The organism is Streptomyces sp. NRRL S-495, from assembly GCF_000966955.1.
Lineage (GTDB): Bacteria > Actinomycetota > Actinomycetes > Streptomycetales > Streptomycetaceae > Kitasatospora > Kitasatospora purpeofusca.
This window is the reverse complement of sequence record NZ_JZWY01000207.1, coordinates 1-18,754: the sequence shown is the minus strand read 5'-3', so window position 1 is coordinate 18,754 and position 18,754 is coordinate 1. Positions and strand designations below refer to the sequence as shown.

Annotated in this window: 18 protein-coding genes and 1 pseudogene; 8 read left to right on the top strand and 11 right to left on the bottom strand. The window is 73.6% G+C overall.

Annotated elements, in window-relative coordinates:
* From VR45_RS13080 to VR45_RS13060, 5 genes and pseudogenes are all read left to right on the top strand, one after another.
* Positions 1 to 317: pseudogene (locus tag VR45_RS13080) on the top strand (biotin synthase BioB); the annotation flags it as partial.
* A 96-nt stretch (positions 318 to 413) separates the two neighbouring features.
* Positions 414 to 1,718, top strand: a complete 1,305-nt coding sequence (locus VR45_RS13075) for an adenosylmethionine--8-amino-7-oxononanoate transaminase (RefSeq protein WP_045939885.1) — start codon at positions 414 to 416, stop codon at positions 1,716 to 1,718.
* Positions 1,719 to 1,792: 74 nt separating this feature from the next.
* The gene (gene bioD, locus VR45_RS13070) at positions 1,793 to 2,587 is read left to right on the top strand and encodes a dethiobiotin synthase (RefSeq protein ID WP_045939893.1); all 795 of its coding nucleotides are present in this window, start codon (positions 1,793 to 1,795) and stop codon (positions 2,585 to 2,587) included.
* Positions 2,588 to 2,730: 143 nt separating this feature from the next.
* Positions 2,731 to 3,177, top strand: a complete 447-nt coding sequence (locus VR45_RS13065) for a hypothetical protein (protein WP_045939884.1) — start codon at positions 2,731 to 2,733, stop codon at positions 3,175 to 3,177.
* A gap of 177 nt (positions 3,178 to 3,354) precedes the next feature.
* The gene (locus VR45_RS13060; RefSeq protein ID WP_078896480.1) at positions 3,355 to 4,131 is read left to right on the top strand and encodes an AfsR/SARP family transcriptional regulator; all 777 of its coding nucleotides are present in this window, start codon (positions 3,355 to 3,357) and stop codon (positions 4,129 to 4,131) included.
* A 38-nt stretch (positions 4,132 to 4,169) separates the two neighbouring features.
* Here VR45_RS13060 and VR45_RS13055 read toward each other — a convergent pair whose 3' ends face one another.
* The 7 genes from VR45_RS13055 to VR45_RS13025 form a co-directional block, all read right to left on the bottom strand.
* Positions 4,170 to 5,105 (bottom strand): class I SAM-dependent methyltransferase, encoded by a 936-nt coding sequence (locus tag VR45_RS13055; RefSeq protein ID WP_052709052.1) that lies wholly within the window; start codon positions 5,103 to 5,105, stop codon positions 4,170 to 4,172.
* 20 nt (positions 5,106 to 5,125) lie between these two features.
* Positions 5,126 to 7,294, bottom strand: coding sequence for a glycosyltransferase (locus tag VR45_RS45570; RefSeq protein ID WP_107084175.1), 2,169 nt, complete (start codon positions 7,292 to 7,294; stop codon positions 5,126 to 5,128).
* 42 nt (positions 7,295 to 7,336) lie between these two features.
* Positions 7,337 to 8,272 (bottom strand): UbiA prenyltransferase family protein, encoded by a 936-nt coding sequence (locus VR45_RS13045; protein ID WP_045939882.1) that lies wholly within the window; start codon positions 8,270 to 8,272, stop codon positions 7,337 to 7,339.
* 13 nt (positions 8,273 to 8,285) lie between these two features.
* On the bottom strand, positions 8,286 to 9,317 hold the full coding sequence (locus VR45_RS13040) for an NAD-dependent epimerase/dehydratase family protein (RefSeq protein ID WP_286163178.1): 1,032 nt from the start codon (positions 9,315 to 9,317) through the stop codon (positions 8,286 to 8,288).
* 94 nt (positions 9,318 to 9,411) lie between these two features.
* Complete coding sequence (locus tag VR45_RS13035) at positions 9,412 to 10,812, bottom strand: aminotransferase class III-fold pyridoxal phosphate-dependent enzyme (RefSeq protein WP_045939881.1); 1,401 nt, start codon at positions 10,810 to 10,812, stop codon at positions 9,412 to 9,414.
* On the bottom strand, positions 10,799 to 11,806 hold the full coding sequence (locus VR45_RS13030; protein WP_052709051.1) for a lysylphosphatidylglycerol synthase domain-containing protein: 1,008 nt from the start codon (positions 11,804 to 11,806) through the stop codon (positions 10,799 to 10,801). The genes VR45_RS13035 and VR45_RS13030 overlap by 14 nt, the downstream gene beginning before the upstream one ends.
* A complete protein-coding gene (locus tag VR45_RS13025) occupies positions 11,806 to 12,885 on the bottom strand; it encodes a glycosyltransferase family A protein (protein ID WP_045939880.1) in 1,080 nt (359 codons plus the stop codon). Before VR45_RS13025 ends, VR45_RS13030 begins: the two co-directional genes overlap by 1 nt.
* A gap of 113 nt (positions 12,886 to 12,998) precedes the next feature.
* Between VR45_RS13025 and VR45_RS13020 the strand changes: the two genes are divergently transcribed.
* Together VR45_RS13020 and VR45_RS13015 are read left to right on the top strand one after the other, a co-directional pair.
* A complete protein-coding gene (locus tag VR45_RS13020) occupies positions 12,999 to 14,153 on the top strand; it encodes an endonuclease/exonuclease/phosphatase family protein (RefSeq protein ID WP_107084174.1) in 1,155 nt (384 codons plus the stop codon).
* Positions 14,128 to 14,781, top strand: a complete 654-nt coding sequence (locus tag VR45_RS13015) for a hypothetical protein (protein ID WP_052709049.1) — start codon at positions 14,128 to 14,130, stop codon at positions 14,779 to 14,781. Before VR45_RS13020 ends, VR45_RS13015 begins: the two co-directional genes overlap by 26 nt.
* A 59-nt stretch (positions 14,782 to 14,840) precedes the next feature.
* On the opposite strand, the gene VR45_RS13010 is transcribed toward VR45_RS13015, so the two are convergent.
* From VR45_RS13010 to VR45_RS12995, 4 genes are all read right to left on the bottom strand, one after another.
* Positions 14,841 to 15,779: an aldo/keto reductase gene (locus VR45_RS13010; RefSeq protein ID WP_107084173.1), complete on the bottom strand. Its 939-nt coding sequence runs from the start codon at positions 15,777 to 15,779 to the stop codon at positions 14,841 to 14,843.
* A gap of 78 nt (positions 15,780 to 15,857) precedes the next feature.
* A complete protein-coding gene (locus VR45_RS13005) occupies positions 15,858 to 16,043 on the bottom strand; it encodes a hypothetical protein (protein WP_045939878.1) in 186 nt (61 codons plus the stop codon).
* Complete coding sequence (locus VR45_RS13000; RefSeq protein ID WP_045939877.1) at positions 16,040 to 17,023, bottom strand: hypothetical protein; 984 nt, start codon at positions 17,021 to 17,023, stop codon at positions 16,040 to 16,042. Before VR45_RS13000 ends, VR45_RS13005 begins: the two co-directional genes overlap by 4 nt.
* Positions 17,024 to 17,175: 152 nt before the next feature.
* Positions 17,176 to 17,904, bottom strand: coding sequence for a TetR/AcrR family transcriptional regulator C-terminal domain-containing protein (locus VR45_RS12995; RefSeq protein ID WP_045939876.1), 729 nt, complete (start codon positions 17,902 to 17,904; stop codon positions 17,176 to 17,178).
* Positions 17,905 to 18,032: 128 nt separating this feature from the next.
* On the opposite strand from VR45_RS12995, the gene VR45_RS12990 reads away from it, so the two are divergent.
* Complete coding sequence (locus VR45_RS12990; protein ID WP_045939875.1) at positions 18,033 to 18,716, top strand: DUF4386 domain-containing protein; 684 nt, start codon at positions 18,033 to 18,035, stop codon at positions 18,714 to 18,716.
* Positions 18,717 to 18,754 lie beyond the last annotated feature (38 nt).

Sequence of the window (18,754 nt, the reverse complement as noted above, 5' to 3'; positions counted from 1 at the left end):
CCCTGCCCCGGCACCGGGCGGACATCGCGGCGGCGGCCGGCGGTTGCGGCACCGGTGCCGCGGGCGGCGCGGGCGGGGGCTGCGGCACGGCCGCGGTGGCCGGCGAGGGCGCGGACGCCGCTGTCGGCGGCTGCGGGACGGGCGGCGGCTGCGGCCCCTGCGGCGGCCACGGGCACGCGGTGCCGACGGCGACCGCCGGCGAGACCGCCGAGCCGACCACCGAGCAGGCCGCCGGCACGGCCGCCGACGAGGTGCGCACCGACCTGGTGCGGGTCCGGCGCCGCGGCGCCGGCACCGAGCTGGCGCCCAACGCCTGACCCCCTGTCCTGGTCCGGACCGGCCCACACCGGACCGGACCGCACTGGACCGGACCGCACCGGACCCGACCGCATCCCTCGGAAAGTCCTCTCCCCATGACCCAGTTGTCCACCGACACCCTGATCGCGCTCGACCGGGCGCACGTCTGGCACCCGTACGGGCCGATGCCCGGCACCGCCACCCCGTACGTGGTGGAGTCCGCCTCCGGCGTCCGGCTGCGGCTGGCCGCGCCGGTCGCGGGCGGGCGGCGCGAGCTGGTGGACGGCATGTCGTCCTGGTGGGCGGCGATCCACGGGTACGGGCACCCGGTGCTGGACGAGGCGGTACGCGGGCAGCTGGGGCGGATGAGCCACGTCATGTTCGGCGGGCTCACCCACGAGCCCGCCGTCCGGCTGGCGGCCACCCTGGTGGAGATCACCCCGGAGCCGCTGCGGCACGTGTTCCTCGCCGACTCGGGCTCGGTGGCCGTCGAGGTCGCGATGAAGATGTGCCTGCAGTACTGGCAGTCCGTGGGCCGGCCCGAGAAGCGGCGGCTGCTCACCTGGCGCGGCGGCTACCACGGGGACACCTTCCACCCGATGTCGGTGTGCGACCCGGAGGGCGGCATGCACCAGCTGTGGGGCGGGGTGCTGCCCCACCAGCTGTTCGCCGCCGAGCCGCCGGCCGGCTTCGACGCCCCGCTCGACGACTCCTACGCCCGGGCCTTCGAGGAGCTGGTGGAGCGCCACGCGGGCGAGCTGGCGGCGGTGATCGTGGAACCGGTGGTGCAGGGCGCCGGCGGGATGCGCTTCCACTCCCCCGCCTACCTCCGGATGCTGCGCGAACTGTGCGACCGGCACGGGGTGTTGCTGGTCTTCGACGAGATCGCCACCGGCTTCGGCCGCAGCGGCGAGCTGTTCGCCGCCGACCACGCGGGCGTCGCCCCGGACGTGATGTGCCTCGGCAAGTCGCTCACCGGCGGCTACCTCACCATGGCGGCCACCCTGTGCACGGCGGAGATCGCGGACGGCATCAGCCGCGGCACGGTGCCGGTGCTGGCCCACGGGCCGACGTTCATGGGCAACCCGCTGGCGGCGGCGGTCGCCAACGCCTCGATCGACCTGCTGCTCGGGCAGGACTGGGCGACCGAGGTCAAGCGGATCAGTACCGGGCTGAGCACGGGCCTGGCGGACGCCGCCGCGCTGCCGGGCGTCAAGGACGTCCGGGTGCTCGGCGCGATCGGCGTCGTGCAGCTGGACCACCCGGTGGACATGGCGGCGGCGACCGAGGCCGCCGCCCGGGAGGGCGTCTGGCTGCGCCCGTTCCGGGACCTCGTCTACACCATGCCGCCGTACATCACCGGTGACGAGGACGTGGCGCGGATCGCCCGGGCCGTCACGGCGGCGGCCGCCGCCGGGTGAGCACAGTGGCCGACACCACGACGGACCGGAACGGGATCGGGAACGAGAACGGGAACATGGACACGGACGGGGACATGAGCGGGGACGCGGGCAGGGACACCGACGGCACCACGGGCGGACGCGTCGTCTTCGTGACCGGGACCGGCACCGAGGTCGGCAAGACCGTCACCACGGCGGCCGTCACGGCGAGCGCCCTGCGGGCCGGTCTGCGGGTCGCGGTGCTCAAGCCCGGCCAGACCGGGGTCGCCCCCGGCGAGCCGGGCGACGCCGAGGAGGTCCGCCGGCTGGCCGGGCCCGCGGCGCCCACCCCGGACGCCCTCACGCTGCGCGAACTCGCCCGCTACCCCGAGCCCTTGGCGCCCGACACGGCGGCCCGCCGGTCCGGCCTGCCGTGCCTGCCGGCCGAGGACGTGGCGAAGGAGGTCGCGGCCCTGGCCGAGCGGCACGACCTGGTGCTGGTCGAGGGCGCCGGCGGGCTGCTGGTCCGCTACGACGAGCAGGGCCGCACGCTCGCCGACCAGGCGCGCGCGGTGCGTGGACTCGGCCTGCCCGCCGAGGTGCTGCTGGTGGCGACGGCCGGTCTCGGCACGCTGAACACCACCGCGCTCACGGCCGAGGCGCTGGCCGCGCGCGGTCTGCCGCTGCTCGGCGTGGTGGTCGGCGCCTGGCCGGACTCCCCCGGGCTCGCCGACCGCTGCAACCTCACCGACCTGCCGCGGGCGGCCGCCGGTGCGCCGCTGCTCGGCGCACTGCCCGAACACGCGGGCCGGGCGGCGGACTTCACCGCGCTCGCGGTCGCCGCGCTCGCGCCGGCGCTGCACGGCGACTGGGACGCCGCCGCCTTCACCGCCGAGCACGGGGCCGGCTGATCCGAGGGCCCGGGGGCGGCCGGGCTCCGCACCGCCACGCCCTCTGCGCCCCCGGTGGCGGAACCGCACCGTTTTCGCTCGATCGGGTGAGATCCCGGCCCGACCCCGCCCCCGGTCCCCGGACGCTCAATACGGTTCTCCGCATGACGGATGGCCTGATGGTGGACGAGGCCCTGCGGGCCCTGGCCGCGCTCGAAGCGGCTTGGAAGGACGACGACGAGGCCCTGGCCGCGCTGGCCGCCGGGGGGCCGGCCGAGCAGCCGCTCGCCGCGCTGGTCGCGCGCTACGGCGAGCACGCCGTCGACACGCTGATGGCGCTGGCCTTCGGCCTGCGGTCGAGCATGACCGACGAGGAACTCGCCGAACTCACCGACGCGGTGAGTTCCAACATCGGTGCCCGGATGAGCGCCCTGCTCACCCGGACCCTGCGCGCCTGGGGCGAGACGGCCGGGGACGACCTCGGCGTGGTCAAGGTGATCGCGCACGCGGTGATCGACGCCATGCGGGCCGTCACCGAGGAGCCGAGCAAGACCGATGTGCTGCCCCTGCTCGCCACCTTCCGCACCTACGCGCTGAGCGACAGTTCCTGACGGTTCGTCAGTCCGAAGGGTTCCCGGGCCGCCGGAGGCGGGCGCGCGGACCGGGTCCGATCCGGCCATCCGACGGCCTTGAAGTGCCCTTGACACCCTCAAAGGTCTATACCATGCTGCCATCCGGCGCCCGGACGGCGGAGTCTTCTCCGCTTCCGCGGCGCCATTTCGGCGCAGGTGAGAGCGACGAACGGGGGCCATATTGTGCTGGTGCATATCCTGGGACCACTCCAGGTCGACGTCGACGGAAGGCCGGTACCACTCGGGGGACGACGCAGCCAACTCGTGCTGGCGACCCTCGCCCTGACACCCAACTGGGTTGTCCCGCTGGACCGGCTGGTGGACAACCTGTGGGGCGCGGCGCCACCGGCCAGCGCCCGGACGCAGATCCGGATCTGCGTCTCCCAGCTGCGCCGCGCGTTCGCCGACGCGGGCGCGCCACCGGTGATCGAGACCCATCCGAACGGCTACCGGCTCCGGCTCGGGCCGGGCGAGCTGGACGCCACGCTGTTCAACGAGGAGGTCGCCCGCGCCCGGCTGCGGGCCGCCACCGGCCACCTCCCCGAGGCGGCCGCCGACCTGCGGCAGGCCCTCGCCCGGTGGACCGGGCCGGCCATGGCGGGCCTGGACTGCCCGGCGCTGGAGTCCTGGGCCCGTCGGCTGGAGGAGAACCGGCTGCGCGCGGTCGAGGAGCGGGTGCGCCTGGAGCTGGCCCTCGGCCGGCCCGGGGACCTGGTCGGCGAGCTGCTCGAACTGGTCTCCGCGCACCCGTTCCGCGAGCACCTGCACGCCCTGCTGATGCAGGCCCTGCACCGCTCCGGACGGACGGTGGAGGCGCTCGGCGTCTACCGCACCCTGCGCGCCCAGCTCGTCGAGGAGCTGGGGCTGGAGCCGGGACCGGAGCTGCGGACGCTGGAGCAGGACATCCTCAACGGCGCCTGCCCGGCGTCCTGAGCCCCCTGGGCCGCCCGAGCCACCCGCTCGGGTCGGGCTCAGCCGGTGTGGCGCCACCAGAACGACCCCGGCTCGTAGTGCTCGGTGACCCCGAGCCGGCGCCAGAGCGGCTCGGCGATCCGCCGCAGCTCCGGGTCGGCGTACACGAAGGCGTCCGGCAGCTCGACGTCGAACCGTCCCGGCGCGGCCGTCAGCAGTGCGGCCAGCAGGTACTGCTCGGAGTAGTGCCGCCAGCGCCAGGAGGTCGGGTAGTCCGCCGGGAGCATGATGTCGTGCACGTGGACGATCACCCCGGGCTTGAGCACCGGCAGCACCTCGAAGAAGAACACCGCGACGTCCGAGCCCATGTGGAGCCGGTGCGACCCGTCGAAGAAGACGATGTCGCCCGGCTCCAGCTCGCGGAACACCGCGAGGTCGGCGTGCTGGAGCGGGGTGCGGACCACCTCGTCGCAGAGCCGGTCGACGGTGGCGCGCGGGGCCGGGTCGATCGAGGTGATCCGGGTGCTCAGCCCGAGGTCCTCGACCGCCCGGCGGGCGAACTTGGTGGAGTTGCCGGAGCCGATCTCCAGGTAGCGGGCGGGCCGCAGCTCGGCCAGGAACCCGTACAGCGACAGCGCGTCCAGCGGCGGCAGCCAGCCGTTGTTCCAGTAGGGGGTGGAGCCGGCCGCGGTGCCCCGCAGCGGGATGCCGCTCAGCGAATCGCCCAACTCCAGGAATCCGGCGAGGCGTTCCGCGTAGCGCTCGCGGTTCTTCTCCAACAGGTCCCGCACCTCGGTGAGTTCGGCGCGCGGCTCGGGGGTGACCACATGGTCCCAGAACAGCGGCTTGCGCAGCCCGAACGCCCACAGGGTGAGGCCGTGCAGCACCGGCCGCTCGCCGAGCCAGTCCACCGGCCGCCGCAGCGCGGGCAGGCGCTCCAGCAGTTCGACACCGGAGGCGGTGCGGACGGCGGTCCGCAGATCCTTGAGCACCATGTCGTGTCCTTTCGGGGGGTTCAGAGCGAGAGCCAGAGGTCCTGCAGCCGGTGTTCGGAGATGCCTTCGGCGGACCGGAAGTCGTAGCGGTGGACCTTCACCGGGCCCCGGGTGAAGCTCCAGTCCAGCCGCCAGAGCGGGTAGGGGCGGTTGACCGCGCTGTCCCAGTCGAATCCGGCCGGTGCCGAGAACTTCCAACTCAGCGGCAGGAAGTCATTGTTGGCGCGAATCGCGTCGTCCGCGAGCGAGCGGATCCCGTCCAGGTCGCGCATCGCGGGGCTGGCGTTGAAGTCGCCGGCGATCAGGGTGCGGTTGGGGTTCCCCTTGAGCTCGGTCTCCAGGCCCCGGATCTCCTCCTGGCGCCAGGCGAACTTGCGCTTGAAGTAGGAGTCGAAGTCGAAGCCCGAGAACGGGTCGAGGTCGGGCGCCAGCGGCACGGTGACATGCACGTTGTAGACGCTGAGCACGGTGGTCCCGACCTGGAGGTCGGTGCGCATCACCTTGTCGCGGGCGAAGATCCGACTGAAGGAGGCGTCGGCCCCGAGGGCGGCACCGGTGCCGACGGAGCGCTGCTCGACGATCGGGTAGCGGGAGACGGTGAGCAGTTCGCCGGTGCGGGCGATGTGGTAGCCGGGGAACTCGGCGGCGAGCCGGGCGTCGTCGTCGAGCCGCCGGTAGCCGTCCTCGCCGAGGCCGGGCTGCCAGACCACGTGCTCCTGGAACAGGTACACATCGGCATTCTGACGGTGGATCAGGCTGTAGAGCCGGTCGACTCCGGTGGACGCGGCCCAGTACTGGGTGTTGAAGGAGACCACGTGCAGGGCTCCGGTCGGCACCGTCCGTTCGCCGTGCCACAGGGCGGGCCAGTTGAGGCCGGAGCCGGTAGTGAGGCCGAGCAGCAGCGGCGGCAGGGCGAGCCCGAGCGCCCAGGTGCGGCGGGGCCCGCAGGCGCCCACGGCGGCGAGCAGCAGGAACAGCGGCACGGCGACGAGGAGCACCGGCGGGACGGCGTCGAACAGGATCGCCCAGTGCCAGCGTCCGCTGACCGACCAGCGGAAGAAGGCGTAGAGCAGCCAGGCCCCGGTGAGGCCGACCAGGGCGCGGCCGTACCAGGTGCGCAGCCGGCGGGCGGTCCGGCGGGCCCGGGTGGGTTCCGGGGCCGGTTCGCCGTCCGGCCCGCCGGCGGGCGCCCCGTCCTGCCGGTACATCCGGCGGAACTCCCGGCTGACCGCGAACCGGCCGACCCCGGCGGCGAGTCCGGCGGTGACGACGGCGTTCAGCAGGAGGTGGCAGAGGGTGAAGAAGACCAGGAAGCGGTAGCCGCGCTCCTGGCGGACGAAGCGGTACTGCCCGAGGTCGGTGAGGACGAAGGCGGCGAGCAGCAGGGCGGTGGCGAGCGCGGCCGCCGGCTGCCAGGCGATCAGGGGCAGGCTCAGCAGGGTGAGCGCGGCGAGCACCGAGGCGAGGGCCCGGCCGGGGGTCTCCATGCCCTGCATCGCGCGTCCGCGGTCGAGGTAGAACGGCACCCGCAGCCGGCTGCGCACGAAGGCCTTGCGCAGCAACGGGCGGATCCGGTTCTCGTCGGAGAGCCGGCCGCGGACGCGCGAGGTGAGCAGCATGGGGTGGCGGGCGGCGAGCCGTTCGGCGTGGTCGATCTCCTCGGTCTGGCGCAGTGCCGGGTTGAAGGGTCCGGCTTCCAGGAAGGCGGTGCGGCGGACGGCGCCGAGGGCGTAGAAGCCGCCGCTGACCAGTCCTTCGGCGCTCTTGCGCCAGTAGTGGTACTGGAGGATGCGGTACTGGCCGACGGGGCCCTCGGGGAACAGGGGTTCCTTGTCGGGGACTCCGAACACGGCACCGTACTCGGGGTGTTCGGCGAAGACCGCGACGGCTTCGGCGACGGCGTCGGGGTGCATCGCGAGGTCGGCGTCGAGGAAGAAGACGATGTCGCCGGTGGCGTGTTCGACGCCGAGGTTGCGGGTGGCGCCGGGGCCGCCGTTGCGTTCGGCGCGGATCAGGGTGACGGGGTGGGCGGCGGCGAGCGCGGCGGAGTCGTCGGTGCTGGCGTCGTCGACGACGATCACCTCGTGCACGGGGTGGCTCTGGGCGAGGACGGAGCCGAGGCAGAGGTCGACGGTGCGGCTGTCGTTGTACATCGGCACGACCACCGAGACGAGCGGTGTGGTGGGCATGGCTCCTCGTTCGGAAAGTCCGGGGGTCAACGATGGTGTATGTCAGGTGAGTTGGAAGGTGAGCAGGAGGGCGGCCCAGAGCGCGGCGGTGGCCAGCATGGCCCGGTCGCGCAGCAGGGTGTGCACGGGGTTCCCGCCCTCGGCGTGCACGACGACGATCTGCAGGTAGCGGAACAGGGCGAACAGGGCCAGTGGGGCGGTGAGCAGGGCGCCGGTCTCGTAGCCGGACTCGGTGCGCAGGTAGAGCAGGTAGCCGACGACGGTGAGTCCGGAGCAGAGCACCAGCACCAGGTCGAGGAAGTGCGCGGAGTAGCCGACCAGTGCGGGGCGGTGGCCGCTGCCGGCGACGCCGAGTTCGTGGCGCCGTTTGCCGACGATGAGGACCAGGCAGAGGGTGAGCACGGTGAGGACCAGCCAGGCGGAGAGCGGGCGGCCGCTGGCCCCGTAGCCGCCGAGCAGGCGGAGCACGAAGCCGGTGGCGACGACGAAGACGTCCAGCAGCGGGAGGTGTTTGAGCCGCCAGCTGTAGGCGGCGTTGACGCCGAGGTAGAGCAGGACGGGTGCGGCGACGCCCGGTCCGGCGACGGCCAGGACGGGGACGAGCAGGGCGGCGAGGAGCAGGGCGAGGCCGACGGCGGTGCGCGGGGCGACCCGTCCGGAGGCGAGCGGCCGGTGGCGTTTGACGGGGTGGCGGCGGTCGCGTTCGACGTCGGCGAGGTCGTTGACGACGTAGACGAGCGAGGAGGCGAGGACGAAGGCGCCGACGGCGACGGCGATCCGGGCGGTCATGTCCCAGGCGAGGTCGGCGCCGAGCAGGGGCAGCGGGACGACCAGGATGTTCTTGGGCCACTGGCCGGGCCGGAGCAGGGCGAGCGGTGCGGGCAGGCGGGAGGGCCCGGCGGTGCGGCGGGCGGGCTCGGGCGGCCCTGCGGGTCGGCCCGTCTCGTGCTGCGAGCTCTGTTCGCTCAGGGAGGTCATGGCGGAGCGCTCCTCAGAAGAAGATCTTCACGGCGGACAGCAGTCCCTGGCTCCACGGGTCGCGGCTGGTGCGGCCCGCGTCGGGGCCGCCGGTGCGCGGGGCGGCCGGGGTCTCGTGCCGGGCGGTGCGCCACCAGTCGTAGGTGCGCAGGATGGCGTCCCGGTTGGAGAGCCGGGGGGCGAAGCCGAGCCGGTCGCGGGCCTTGTCGATGGAGACGTAGGAGTCGGCGGTGAGCTTGTGAAGCAGGCGTCCGTAGACGGGTGAGAGGCGGGCGCGCTGCAGGGTGTCGAGGACGGCGAGGGCGGGCCGGGCGGGCAGGCCGACGACGCGCTTGCCGTGGCCGGCGGCGTCCAGGACGGCCTGGAAGTCCTCGCGCAGGGTGCCGAATTCGGCGGCGGCGAGGTTGTAGGTGTCATTGGCGAGGTGGTCGGGGGCGTGCAGGACGGTGACCACCGCGTCCACCAGGTCGTCGATGCCGAACATCTGGGTGCGGACGTCGCCCCGGCCGAGCACGGGGAAGTTGCGGCCCTCCTCGGCCCATTCGAAGAGCATCGCGAACAGGCCCATCCGGCCGGGGCCGACGAAGGTCTTGGGCCGCAGGATCGGGACGCACAGGCCGTCGGCGCGGTGGCGTTCGGCGATCTCCTCGGCGGCGGCCTTGGCGCGGCTGTAGGTGTCGACGGGTTCGCGGGGGTGGGTCTCGGGGGTGGGGACCTGGCGGGGCAGGCCGTAGACGGCGGTGGAGGAGATGTGCACCACGCGGGGGGTGCCGGCGGCGCGGGCGGCGGCGAAGACGGCGCGGGTGCCGTCGACGATGATGGAGCGGATCTGCTCGTCCGGGTAGCTGGGGAGCGCGGCGGCGGCGTGGACCAGGATGTCGGCGCCGTGCAGGGCGCGGTCGAGGGCGGTACGGTCGCGGATGTCGCCGACCACCTCGACGCCCGGGCCGGGGCGCAGGTCGATGCCGCGCACGTGGTGGCCGTCGGCGGTGAGGCGTTCGGCGAGGCGCGAGCCGAGCATGCCGGCGGCGCCGGTGACGGCCACGGTGAGGCGGGGGCGGTGCGGGCGTCGGGGCGGGCGTCGGGGCGAGGGCCTGCGTCAGGACGGGCGTCAGGACGGTCGTCGGGGCCGGTCGGGGTCACCACTGCGAGGCCACCTTCTGCTTGACGAAGCGGGTGACCAGTCGGCCGAGCCCCTCGTCGAGGACGGTGCCGAGGGCGTCCACGGTCCGCTCGACGTCGGCCGGTTCGGTGATCAGGGACGGCCCGATGATCAGCGGATTGCGGCCGTTGAGGGTGTAGTAGGCGAAGATGCCGTGGTCCTGGTAGAGGGCGCTGATGACGGCGCAGGTGACCAGCTTGGTCTTGAACCGGGGGTCGCGCGCCATCCCGCCGGGCGCGAGTTTGGCGACCAGGTCGAGGATCCGCGGCCCGCCGTCGATGAACACCCCCCACAGGGCGCCCGCGCCGTCCACCCGGGCGACGGTGTCCGGGTGCTCCTTGGCGAGCCGCCGCAGGCCCGGTTCGAGGACGGCGCCGATCGCCCGGGCCCGGGCCGGGTAGTCGTCCTCGATCGCGATGTTGACGGCCTCCAGGGCGGTGGCGCACTCCTCGCCGAAGCCGTAGTAGGTGGTCGAGGTGGACTGCAGCAGGGCGTCGCCGAGGTTGTCGTAGGCCTTGCGGAAGATCGGTTCGCGGGCGACGAACGCCGAGATGGAGGACTTGCCGCCGCCGAAGGACTTGGAGGTGGTGAGCACGTCCGGCAGCAGGCCCGGGTAGCGCATGAAGTGGAACAGGGTGCCGGTCTTGCCCCAGCCGGTGTAGATCTCGTCGAAGATCAGCACGATCTTCTCCCGGTCGCACAGCTCGCGCAGCCCGCGCAGGAACTCCTCCGAGCAGGCCTCGATGGTGGAGGCGCTGAACGGCTCGATCAGGACCGCGTAGACGTCGCCGGGGTGGGCGGCCACGGCGCGCCGCACGGAGGCGAGGTCGTTGTAGGTGAAGGTGTCGATGCCGGGGATGGTGGGGAACGCGAACTGCGACTGCCCGGTGAGGCCGCCGGAGCCGAGGAGCTTGCCGTGGAAGGCGCGGTCCGCGCGCAGCACCGTCCGGCGCTTGCCGTTGTGGTACTTGAACGCGAGCTTGACGGCGCCCTCGACCGCCTCGGCACCGGAGTTGGGGAGGAAGGACATCGACAGGTCGCCGGGCAGCACCTCGGCGAGGTTGTGGCCCAGCGCGGCGAGGTAGGGCGAGAAGTAGGTCTTGTGGACCTCCATCCGGCGCTCGCGGGCGAAGCGCTCCCGGACGGCGAGGATGCGGGGGTGGTTGTGGCCGTGGTTGAGCACGCCCACACCGCCGGTGACGTCCAGGATCCGCCGGCCGTCGGTGAGGGTGAGGTGGGCGCCCTCGGCGTGCGCGACCAGCTCGCGGCCGAAGCCGAAGGAGGTCATCAGCGAGACCTGGCTCTTGTTCACGTAACGGCGGTACAGGTCGTGCACCTCGCCGACCTCGAACCGTTCGGCGTCGTCAAGGGTGTACACGGGAGTCTCCGATCGGGGTGGGGGCGGGGACGGGGGTGGAACTGGCTGTGCTGTCGGCGGGGGTGCGGGTGCCCGGGGCGCCGAGCCGGGCCCGGGCCAGCGCCAGGACGACGGCGGAGCTGCCGAGTTCGGCGACCACGCAGACGACGCGGCTGGCGACGGCCGCCGTCGCCGCGGTGCCGTCGGGCAGCGCGGTCGCGAGCGCGGCGGCGATGGTCAGCTCGCGCACGCCCCAGCCGTCGGGGACCACCACGGCGAGGCTGCTCACCACCGTGGCGAGCGCGAACGCCCCGATCGCCGGCCCCGCGGAGCTCACGGCCGGCGCGCCGAGGGTGATCGCCAGGAACCACAGGTGCAGCCCGGACACCAGCCAGGAGGCGACCGCCAGCGCGATCGCCCGGCGGACGGCCGCGTCCGGCGGCGGCTCCACGGTGCGGCGGGCCAGCCTGGCGAGCGCCACCACCGGCCGGGTCGCCAGCGCGGGCCTGGCCAGGCAGGCGAGCAGGCCGAGGACGGGCAGGACCAGCCAGAACCACAACCCCGGCAGGACGGCGGGCGCGGCGAACAGGCTGACGCAGGCTCCGGTGAGGACGGTGAGCGCGAGGCTCAGCAGATAGGCGGAGGTCATCGCGGCGGCCGGCACGCCCACCGCGCGGCCGTGGGTGACATGGGTGACCACGCCCCACACCCGGCCGGGCAGGTACTTGGACAGCTGGCCGAGGAAGTAGATCCGGGCCGCGAGCAGTCCCCGGACCGGCCCCGGCGTGCCGGGGGCACTGCCCGGCGGCGCGGGCACCAGCACCCGCCAGGCGTGCACCGCGAGGACCAGGCCGCCGACGTTGGCGGCCAGTGCGGCGAGCAGCAGCGGCACCGCGTCGGCGCGGGCGAGGGCGCGGGCGGCGACCGGGCCCTCGTGCCGCAGCAGCAGGCCGACGCCGACCAGGGCGGCCAGCACGATGGCGGGGGTGAGGAGAGCGCGCAGCCGTTCCGCCATCAGTTCCGCTCCTCCGTCGCGTGCGGTGCCGCCTGCACTGTCGCCCGCCGCCCCGGCAGCAGCATCCGCAGGGCGCCGACGCCCGCGCCGGTCAGCAGCGAGCCGACGACCAGGAAGTGCACGCCCGCCGCGTACGGCGCGAACGCCGCCCCGTGCCGCCGGGCGGCGAACCGCAGCAGTCCCGCGTTGGCGGCGCAGAAGGCGGCCAGCCCGGCGGCCGGCAGCACCGGCCACCGGCCGGCCAGTGGCAGCGCGGCCAGCGTGAACGCGGCCGTCGCGACCGAGGCCGGGCTGTTGGCGGTGAGGTTGCGCCGCCCGCCGCGCCGCGACGAGGCGAGTGCGGGCACCAGCAGCAGCGCGCGCCGGTAGGTCTCGGCGAGCAGCGGGCCGAGCCGTTCGACCTCGTCGTGGTGGGCGACCACCCGGTCCGTGAGCACGATCCGGTAGTGCGGGGCCAGCCGGTCGCTGAGTTCGAGGTCCTCGGAGTCGCGCAGGCTCTCGTCGAAGCCGCCGATCCGCTCGAACACCTCGCGCCGCACCGCCGCCTGGGCGAAGAACGCCGTCTCCACCACACCGGCGCCGCGTACCCGCCACCAGTGCGCGTGCAGGACCCGGTAGCGCTCCACCGGTCCGTCGTCGAAGAGCGGTTCCGGGGCGATCACCCCGTGTACGCAGCCGCATTCCGGATCCTTTTCCAGGATTTCCAGCGCATTCGCCACCGAATCGGGTGTCAGGGCCTCGTCGGAATCCAGGAAGAAGATCACCTCACCGGTCGCGGCCGCGATTCCGGCATTCCGCGCGGCGGAAACACCGCGATTCGGCCACTGCCGGATCAGCTCGCACGGCGGGCCCCCGGCAGGGCCCCTGGCGGAGCCCCCGGCAGGGCCCCCGGCCGGGCCGCCGTCGGCCGCGTCGGCCGTGTATGCCTGGGCGATCCGGGCGGTGGCGTCGGTGGATCCGTCGTCGACCACGATCACCTGGTGCGGCCGGTGGGTCTGGGCGTACACCGAGTCCAGGCAGGCCGAAAGGGTTCGGGCCGCGTTGTGGGCCGGGACGACGACCGTCACGGAAAAGGTCATGGGCCCAGTTCAGGCGGACCGCGTATCGGGCGGATATCGTCCCCGTATCGGGGGTGTCCGGGTGCTGGGCACCGGAATTCGGGTGCGCGGCCCGCCCTGCTACGCTCCGCCGCATGGATCCGGATTCCGTTTCCCCCCGCTCCCGGCATTCCACGGGTGTGCGCCTGCTGGTGGCCGCCACCGCACTGTGGGCGGCGTTCCTGGCGCTGGACCTCCTGGCGAACGGGCGGTGGTGGTTCTGGCTGATACCCGGACTGGCGCCGCCGCTGCTGTTCCTCGCCGTGCCGGTGACGCTGCTCGCGCTGGCGTGGACGCTCCCGGCCGCCGGCTCGGGCCTGCGGCGGTGGCTGGTGCCGACGGCGGTCCTGCTGCTGGTCGCCGCACTGCCCCGGACCGGCCTCAACTGGTCGGCCCTGAAGCCGGGTTCGGCCGCCGCCCCGGCCGGCCCTGGGATCACCGTCTTCTCCTGGAACACCGAGTACTGGGACACCACCGACGACCCGGACGCCTTCTACCGCTTCCTGCACGCCCAGGACGCCGACGTCTACCTGCTCCAGGAGTACCTGGCGTGGGTGCACGGGACGCACACCCCGATCGACGAACTCGACCGGATCCGGCGGGAGTTCCCCGGCTACCAGGTGGTGGCGGCCGGCGAGCTGGTCACCCTGTCCCGCTTCCCGGTGCTCGCCACGCCGACCGTCGGCCCGGCGGTGGCGGCGGACGCGCCCTGGTCGGAGGTCTTCACCCGGCGCAAGGTGCTGCGCACCGACCTCGACGTCCGGGGCCGCGCCGTCTCCTTCTACAACGTGCACATCCCGGTCCAGGTGGACACCCGGGAGTCGGTGTTCGGCCGCGCCTTCTACCGGGTGGTGCGCGGGGCCGACGCGGCCCGCCGCGAGCAGTTCGCGGCCCTGGAGCGCGACACCGCCGCCAACTCCCGTCCCCTGCTGGTCGCCGGGGACTTCAACACCAGCCCCGCGATGGGCGACCTCGACCCGCTCCGCGCCCGGCTGCACGACGCCCGCGCGGCGAGCGGCGACCTCTACCCCGGCAGCTGGGGCGGCGTCCTGGGCGCCGACTGGTGGCGCCTCGACTGGGCGTTCACCAACGACGGGGCGGCGGTGGACCACTACGCCTTCGTCGACGACCGGGGACTGTCCGACCACCGGGGCCAGCAGCTGCGGATCTCGCTGCCGCACCGGGGGCAGGACCGCTGTCGGTGGCACGTGCTTGAATCCTGGTGTGCACGACACCCACGACATCCCTGACCTGCGAGGACTCCTCGCCCGCCTGCCCGACCCGGCTTCGCTGCGCGACCGGTGCCGGGGGCTCGCCATGCTCGAAGCGATCCTCGGCCCCGACTGGGAGGACCGCTACTACTCCTTCGCCTCCACGTGGGGCGCCGGCGAGGAGACGGCGTCGATGCGCAACGGGGAGGGCGACGACTGGTTCATGGTGTTCTCCGACGCCGGCGTGTACGCGCGCGGCCTCGACCGCACCGCGCCGAACGCCGCGCCGCAGCTGCTCCCCGAGGTGCCCGGGCCGTTCCGCGCCCAGGCGGAGGAGCCGGCCTTCGGCGGGGCGGACGGCGTGCCGCTCGCCACCGTCTGCTTCTGGCACGGCGCCGGGGGCGACGACGGGTGGCAGGCGCCCTCGGCCGCGCCGACGGGCGGGGTGGAGCTGTTCGCCCTGCTGGCCGCCGCCGACCCGGCGCGCGCGTACCTGGAGTGGGCCGAGGAGTACTACGAGCCCGAGCACGCCCCCGAGCCGGCGGCGGTCGCGCACGTGCTCGCCCTGCACCCGCTCACGGCGGCGGTCGTGGCGGCCATCGACCCGGACGTCGAACTGGCCGATCTCGCCGAGGACATCGCCGCAATCGGCTACCCGACGACCTGAGCGGGCCGTTCCCGGGGGCCCTCGACCGGGCCCCCGGGGTCGCGGGTTAGCGGGTGCGACTACAGCGCGGCCTCGTCCAGCCGCTTCCGCTGCTCCGCCGTGAGCGTCAGGTCGAGGGCGCCGAGCGCCTCGTCCAGTTGGGCGGTCCGGCTCACGCCGACCAGCGGCAGGATCTTTGCCTCGTGGTCGAGCAGCCAGCTGAGCGCCACCTGGTTGACGGTCGTCCCGGTCTCCTCCGCCACCGCCCGCAGCGCGGCGAGACGCCTCGGCGTGCCCGGGTGGTCGTAGGCGGCGCCGATCTCGACGTCCTCGCGGGTGAGCCCGCCGGAGAGCAGCGGACTGTAGACCCAGAGCCGCAGATCCCCCTCGGAGCTTACGTAGTCCAGGAGTTCGGACGTCACGTGCACATGGGCGGAGGACAGCAGCGGCACGTCGAAGCGCGGCTGGAGGTACGAGTAGCGGTACTGCAGGTGCGAGTAGCGCGGCCCGTCCCCGGCGAGCGCACGGGCCCGCTCCACCCGCCACACGGCGTGGTTGCTGGCGCCGACCGCACCCGCCTTGCCGGCGGTCACCAGCCCGGCGAGGGCCTCCACGGTCTCGGCGAGCGGCACCGAACGGTCCTCGATGTGCGTCCAGTAGACCTCGACGCGGTCCGTGCCGAGGCGCCGCAGACTGCCTTCGATGCCCGCCCGGATCGCCTTCTCCGACAGCCCCTCGGCCGCCTCCAGTCCGGCCCCCGGCACGGTGGGCCGGGCACCGACCTTGGTGCTGATGACGACCTGGTCGCGGACCTTGCGGCTGGCCAGCCAGCGGCCGATGACAGCCTCGCTCTCGTCACCGGTGGCGCCGTCGAGCCAGAACGCGTAGTTGTTCGCGGTGTCGAGGACGGTACCGCCGCCCTCGACGAAGCGGTCCAGGATCCGGAACGAGGTCTCCTCGTCGACGATCGTGCCGAAGCCCAAAGTGCCCAGGACGACGGTGCGCTGAGGAATGGTCATGGTTGTGCGTCCTCCCGTTGTGGTCTGGACCATTCAAGACGTTATCGCGATCACCCGCAACAGCTTCCGCCGACCCGCTCATCCCCCGAACACGAACACCAGCGCCCCGAGCACCACCAGCATGCTCCCCCCGAACGCCGACCCGGCCCACAGCACCGCCTCCCCGGCCCGCACCCCGAGCCGGGAGCGGAGGATGAACACCAGCAGCGCGGCGACGGTGGAGACGAGGACGGCGACCAGCAGCCACAGCAGTCGCAGACTCATCGCCGACCCCCGGGAGTGCGGTGGAACGCGGCACGGAGGACGTCGAGCAGGGGCCTGTCACCTTCTGCCGGATCCGGGAAGGAGCGCGCCAACCGGCTCCGCAGGGCCGTGGACACCGCCATGGCGTAGACCCACTCACCGTCGGTGAGCCGGTAGCGAGGACTGTCACCGTTCTCGGCCGTCACGACCGCCATCGCGTTGAGGGTTCCGACAGCGGCGTTCCGCATCGCCGGACGCATCCTCCCGTCGCCACCCTCCCAGCGCGGGCCGTCGCACTGCTCGTCCAGCATGGCCAGCAGCGTGAACACCTTCACCTCGTAGGAGTCCGGCCACACCAGCACGTCCCCCCAGTCCGCCGCGGCCCGGAAGTGGCGGCCCCCGGCGTCCGGCATTCTCGTCCGCGGCCGCTGTTGGCGGAGCTGCTGGTAGCGCGAGAGCGTGCTCTCGTCGTACACATCGAGGTGCACGGCCGCGAAGAGGTTGGCCAGCCGCCCCAGCCGGTCCATCGAGTCGACCATCGGACGAAGGCACCGCCTCACCCAGAGCGCGTCCCGTGCCCTCAGCGCGGACCGCAGCATCACGGGCAGGCGCAGCAGGACGTAGGCCACGGCATCGCGCAGTTCGCCGGCGACCCACTGCGGCATCACGTGGATCGCTTCTTCTGTGTACCTCAGCCCGGCGATGCGAGCGGGCCGCACGGTCCGAAGGCACTCGCGGTCGGCCGCGAGCAGCCGCCCGATCTCCTCGCGCCCTGCGCCGGTGTCCTCCAAGTGGAGCGCGATCTCGTCGACGAGGAATCCGATCGTGTCCATCGCGTCGCCCGTCCGGTACATGCACATTCGCGCCCAGCCCTGGTCCGCCAGGACGGGGGCGGAGTACTGCAGGACCTCCCGGAGGTGGCCGGCGGTCTCCATCGTGTAGCAGATCGCGGCCGACCGCAGGTGCGGCGGCATGGCATCGCCGAAGGTGTGTCGCGGCATCGTGCTTCCTCTGGCATGCGCCGCCCGTGCCTCGGCACATGCTCATGGCACGGTGGACCGAGGGTGATCGCGATGACTCAACTTCCGGCCGTCACAGGCGCCATGGGCACGGGCCACAACGCACAGCCGCGGCCGTCGCCACGGCCGTGGCATCACTGTACGGCACGACGCGCCCCCGCCGAGGTCCAATCGGCCAGGTGCAGGCGCTCGATGCCGTCCAGCAGGACGTCCAGGGCGAATTCGAACTCGAACTGGTCGTCGCAGCCGCCGCCGACCGCCGTACCGTCCTCCGCCGCGTGCTCCGCATGGGCAGCCGTGGCGGCGACCTCGGCGATGTGCGGGTAGCGGGCGGCGAGTTGGGCCGCGACGCGGGGATCGGGGGCGCCTGCCCCGGGCTGCGGGGAGGCGTCGAAGAGTTCCTGGGTGAAGCCCAGGAGCCGGCCGCCCAGGGCGTGCATCGCGTGATGGGCGAGGTCGGCGGAGAGGCCGCCGGCCCGGAACAGGCCGATCACCGCGTCCAGGTGGCCGAGTACCGCGGGCGTCGGTGCGGGCAGCGACTCGATGACGCGCGGCGCCCACGGGTGGCGGCGCAGGGCCCGGCGGGCGGACAGGATGCGTTCGCGCACGGCCCCCTTCCAGTCGGCGCCGGCGGCGGGCGGGTCGATCCCGCCGACGACGGTGTCGACCATGCCGGCGAGCAGTTCCTCCTTGTTGGCGACGTGCTTGTAGAGCGCCATCGGCACCACGCCCAGCTCCAGGGCGAGTTTGCGCATGCTCAGCGCGTCGGTGCCGCCCGCCTCGCGGTCGGCGAAGGCCACGGCGGCGGCCAGTACGCGTTCCCGGTTCAGCGGGGTGCGGCGCACCCCTTCGCTCTCGCTCATCTCCGGATCCTCTCTCGTCGGCTCGCTCGTCGACTCTCTCGTCGGCTTGACGAGTGTACGGCGTACGCCTACGGTGAGCCCCAGGTGTACGCCGTACACCTGGGGTCGACGGAGAGGGGCTGGTTCTGGTGAAGGCGACCGGGGACAGAAAGACGGCGGTAATCACGGGCGCACTGTTCCTCGTGACCGAAGTGGCCGCGATCGCCGGGATGTTGCTGTACCGGCCCGCGCTGGACGGCGCCGCGTACGTGGCCGGGTCCGGTGCGGACGGCCGGGTCGCGGCGGGGGCGCTGTGCGAGGTGGTGCTGGTGCTGGCGGTGATCGGCACCGGGGTGGCGCTGTACCCGGTGCTGCGGCGGCAGCAGGAGGCGCTGGCGCTCGGCTACGTCTGCGGGCGGCTGCTGGAGGCCGCGGTGATCGCGGTCGGCATCGTCAGCGTGCTCGCCGTCGTCACCCTGCGGCAGGACGCCGGCGCCGGGGCGGCCACCGCCGCCCGCGCCCTGGTCGCCGTCCACGACTGGACGTTCCTGCTCGGCCCCAACGTCGTCCTGGGCGCCAACTCGCTCGCCCTGGCGTTCCTGATGCACCGCTCACGGCTGGTGCCCCGCCCCGTCGCCCTGCTCGGCCTGATCGGCGGCCCGCTGATCCTCGCCTCGGCGGTGGCCGTGCTGTTCGGCCTCTACCCGCAGGTGTCGACGATCGGCTCGCTGGCCGCCCTCCCGGTCTTCGCCTGGGAGGTCACCCTGGCCGTCCGCCTCATCGCCAAGGGCTTCACCCCGGCGGCCCACCGCCCGGTCGTCCTGGCGAGCTGAACCCTCCACCCCGCGCGGGAAGTCGGCCCACCCGACTT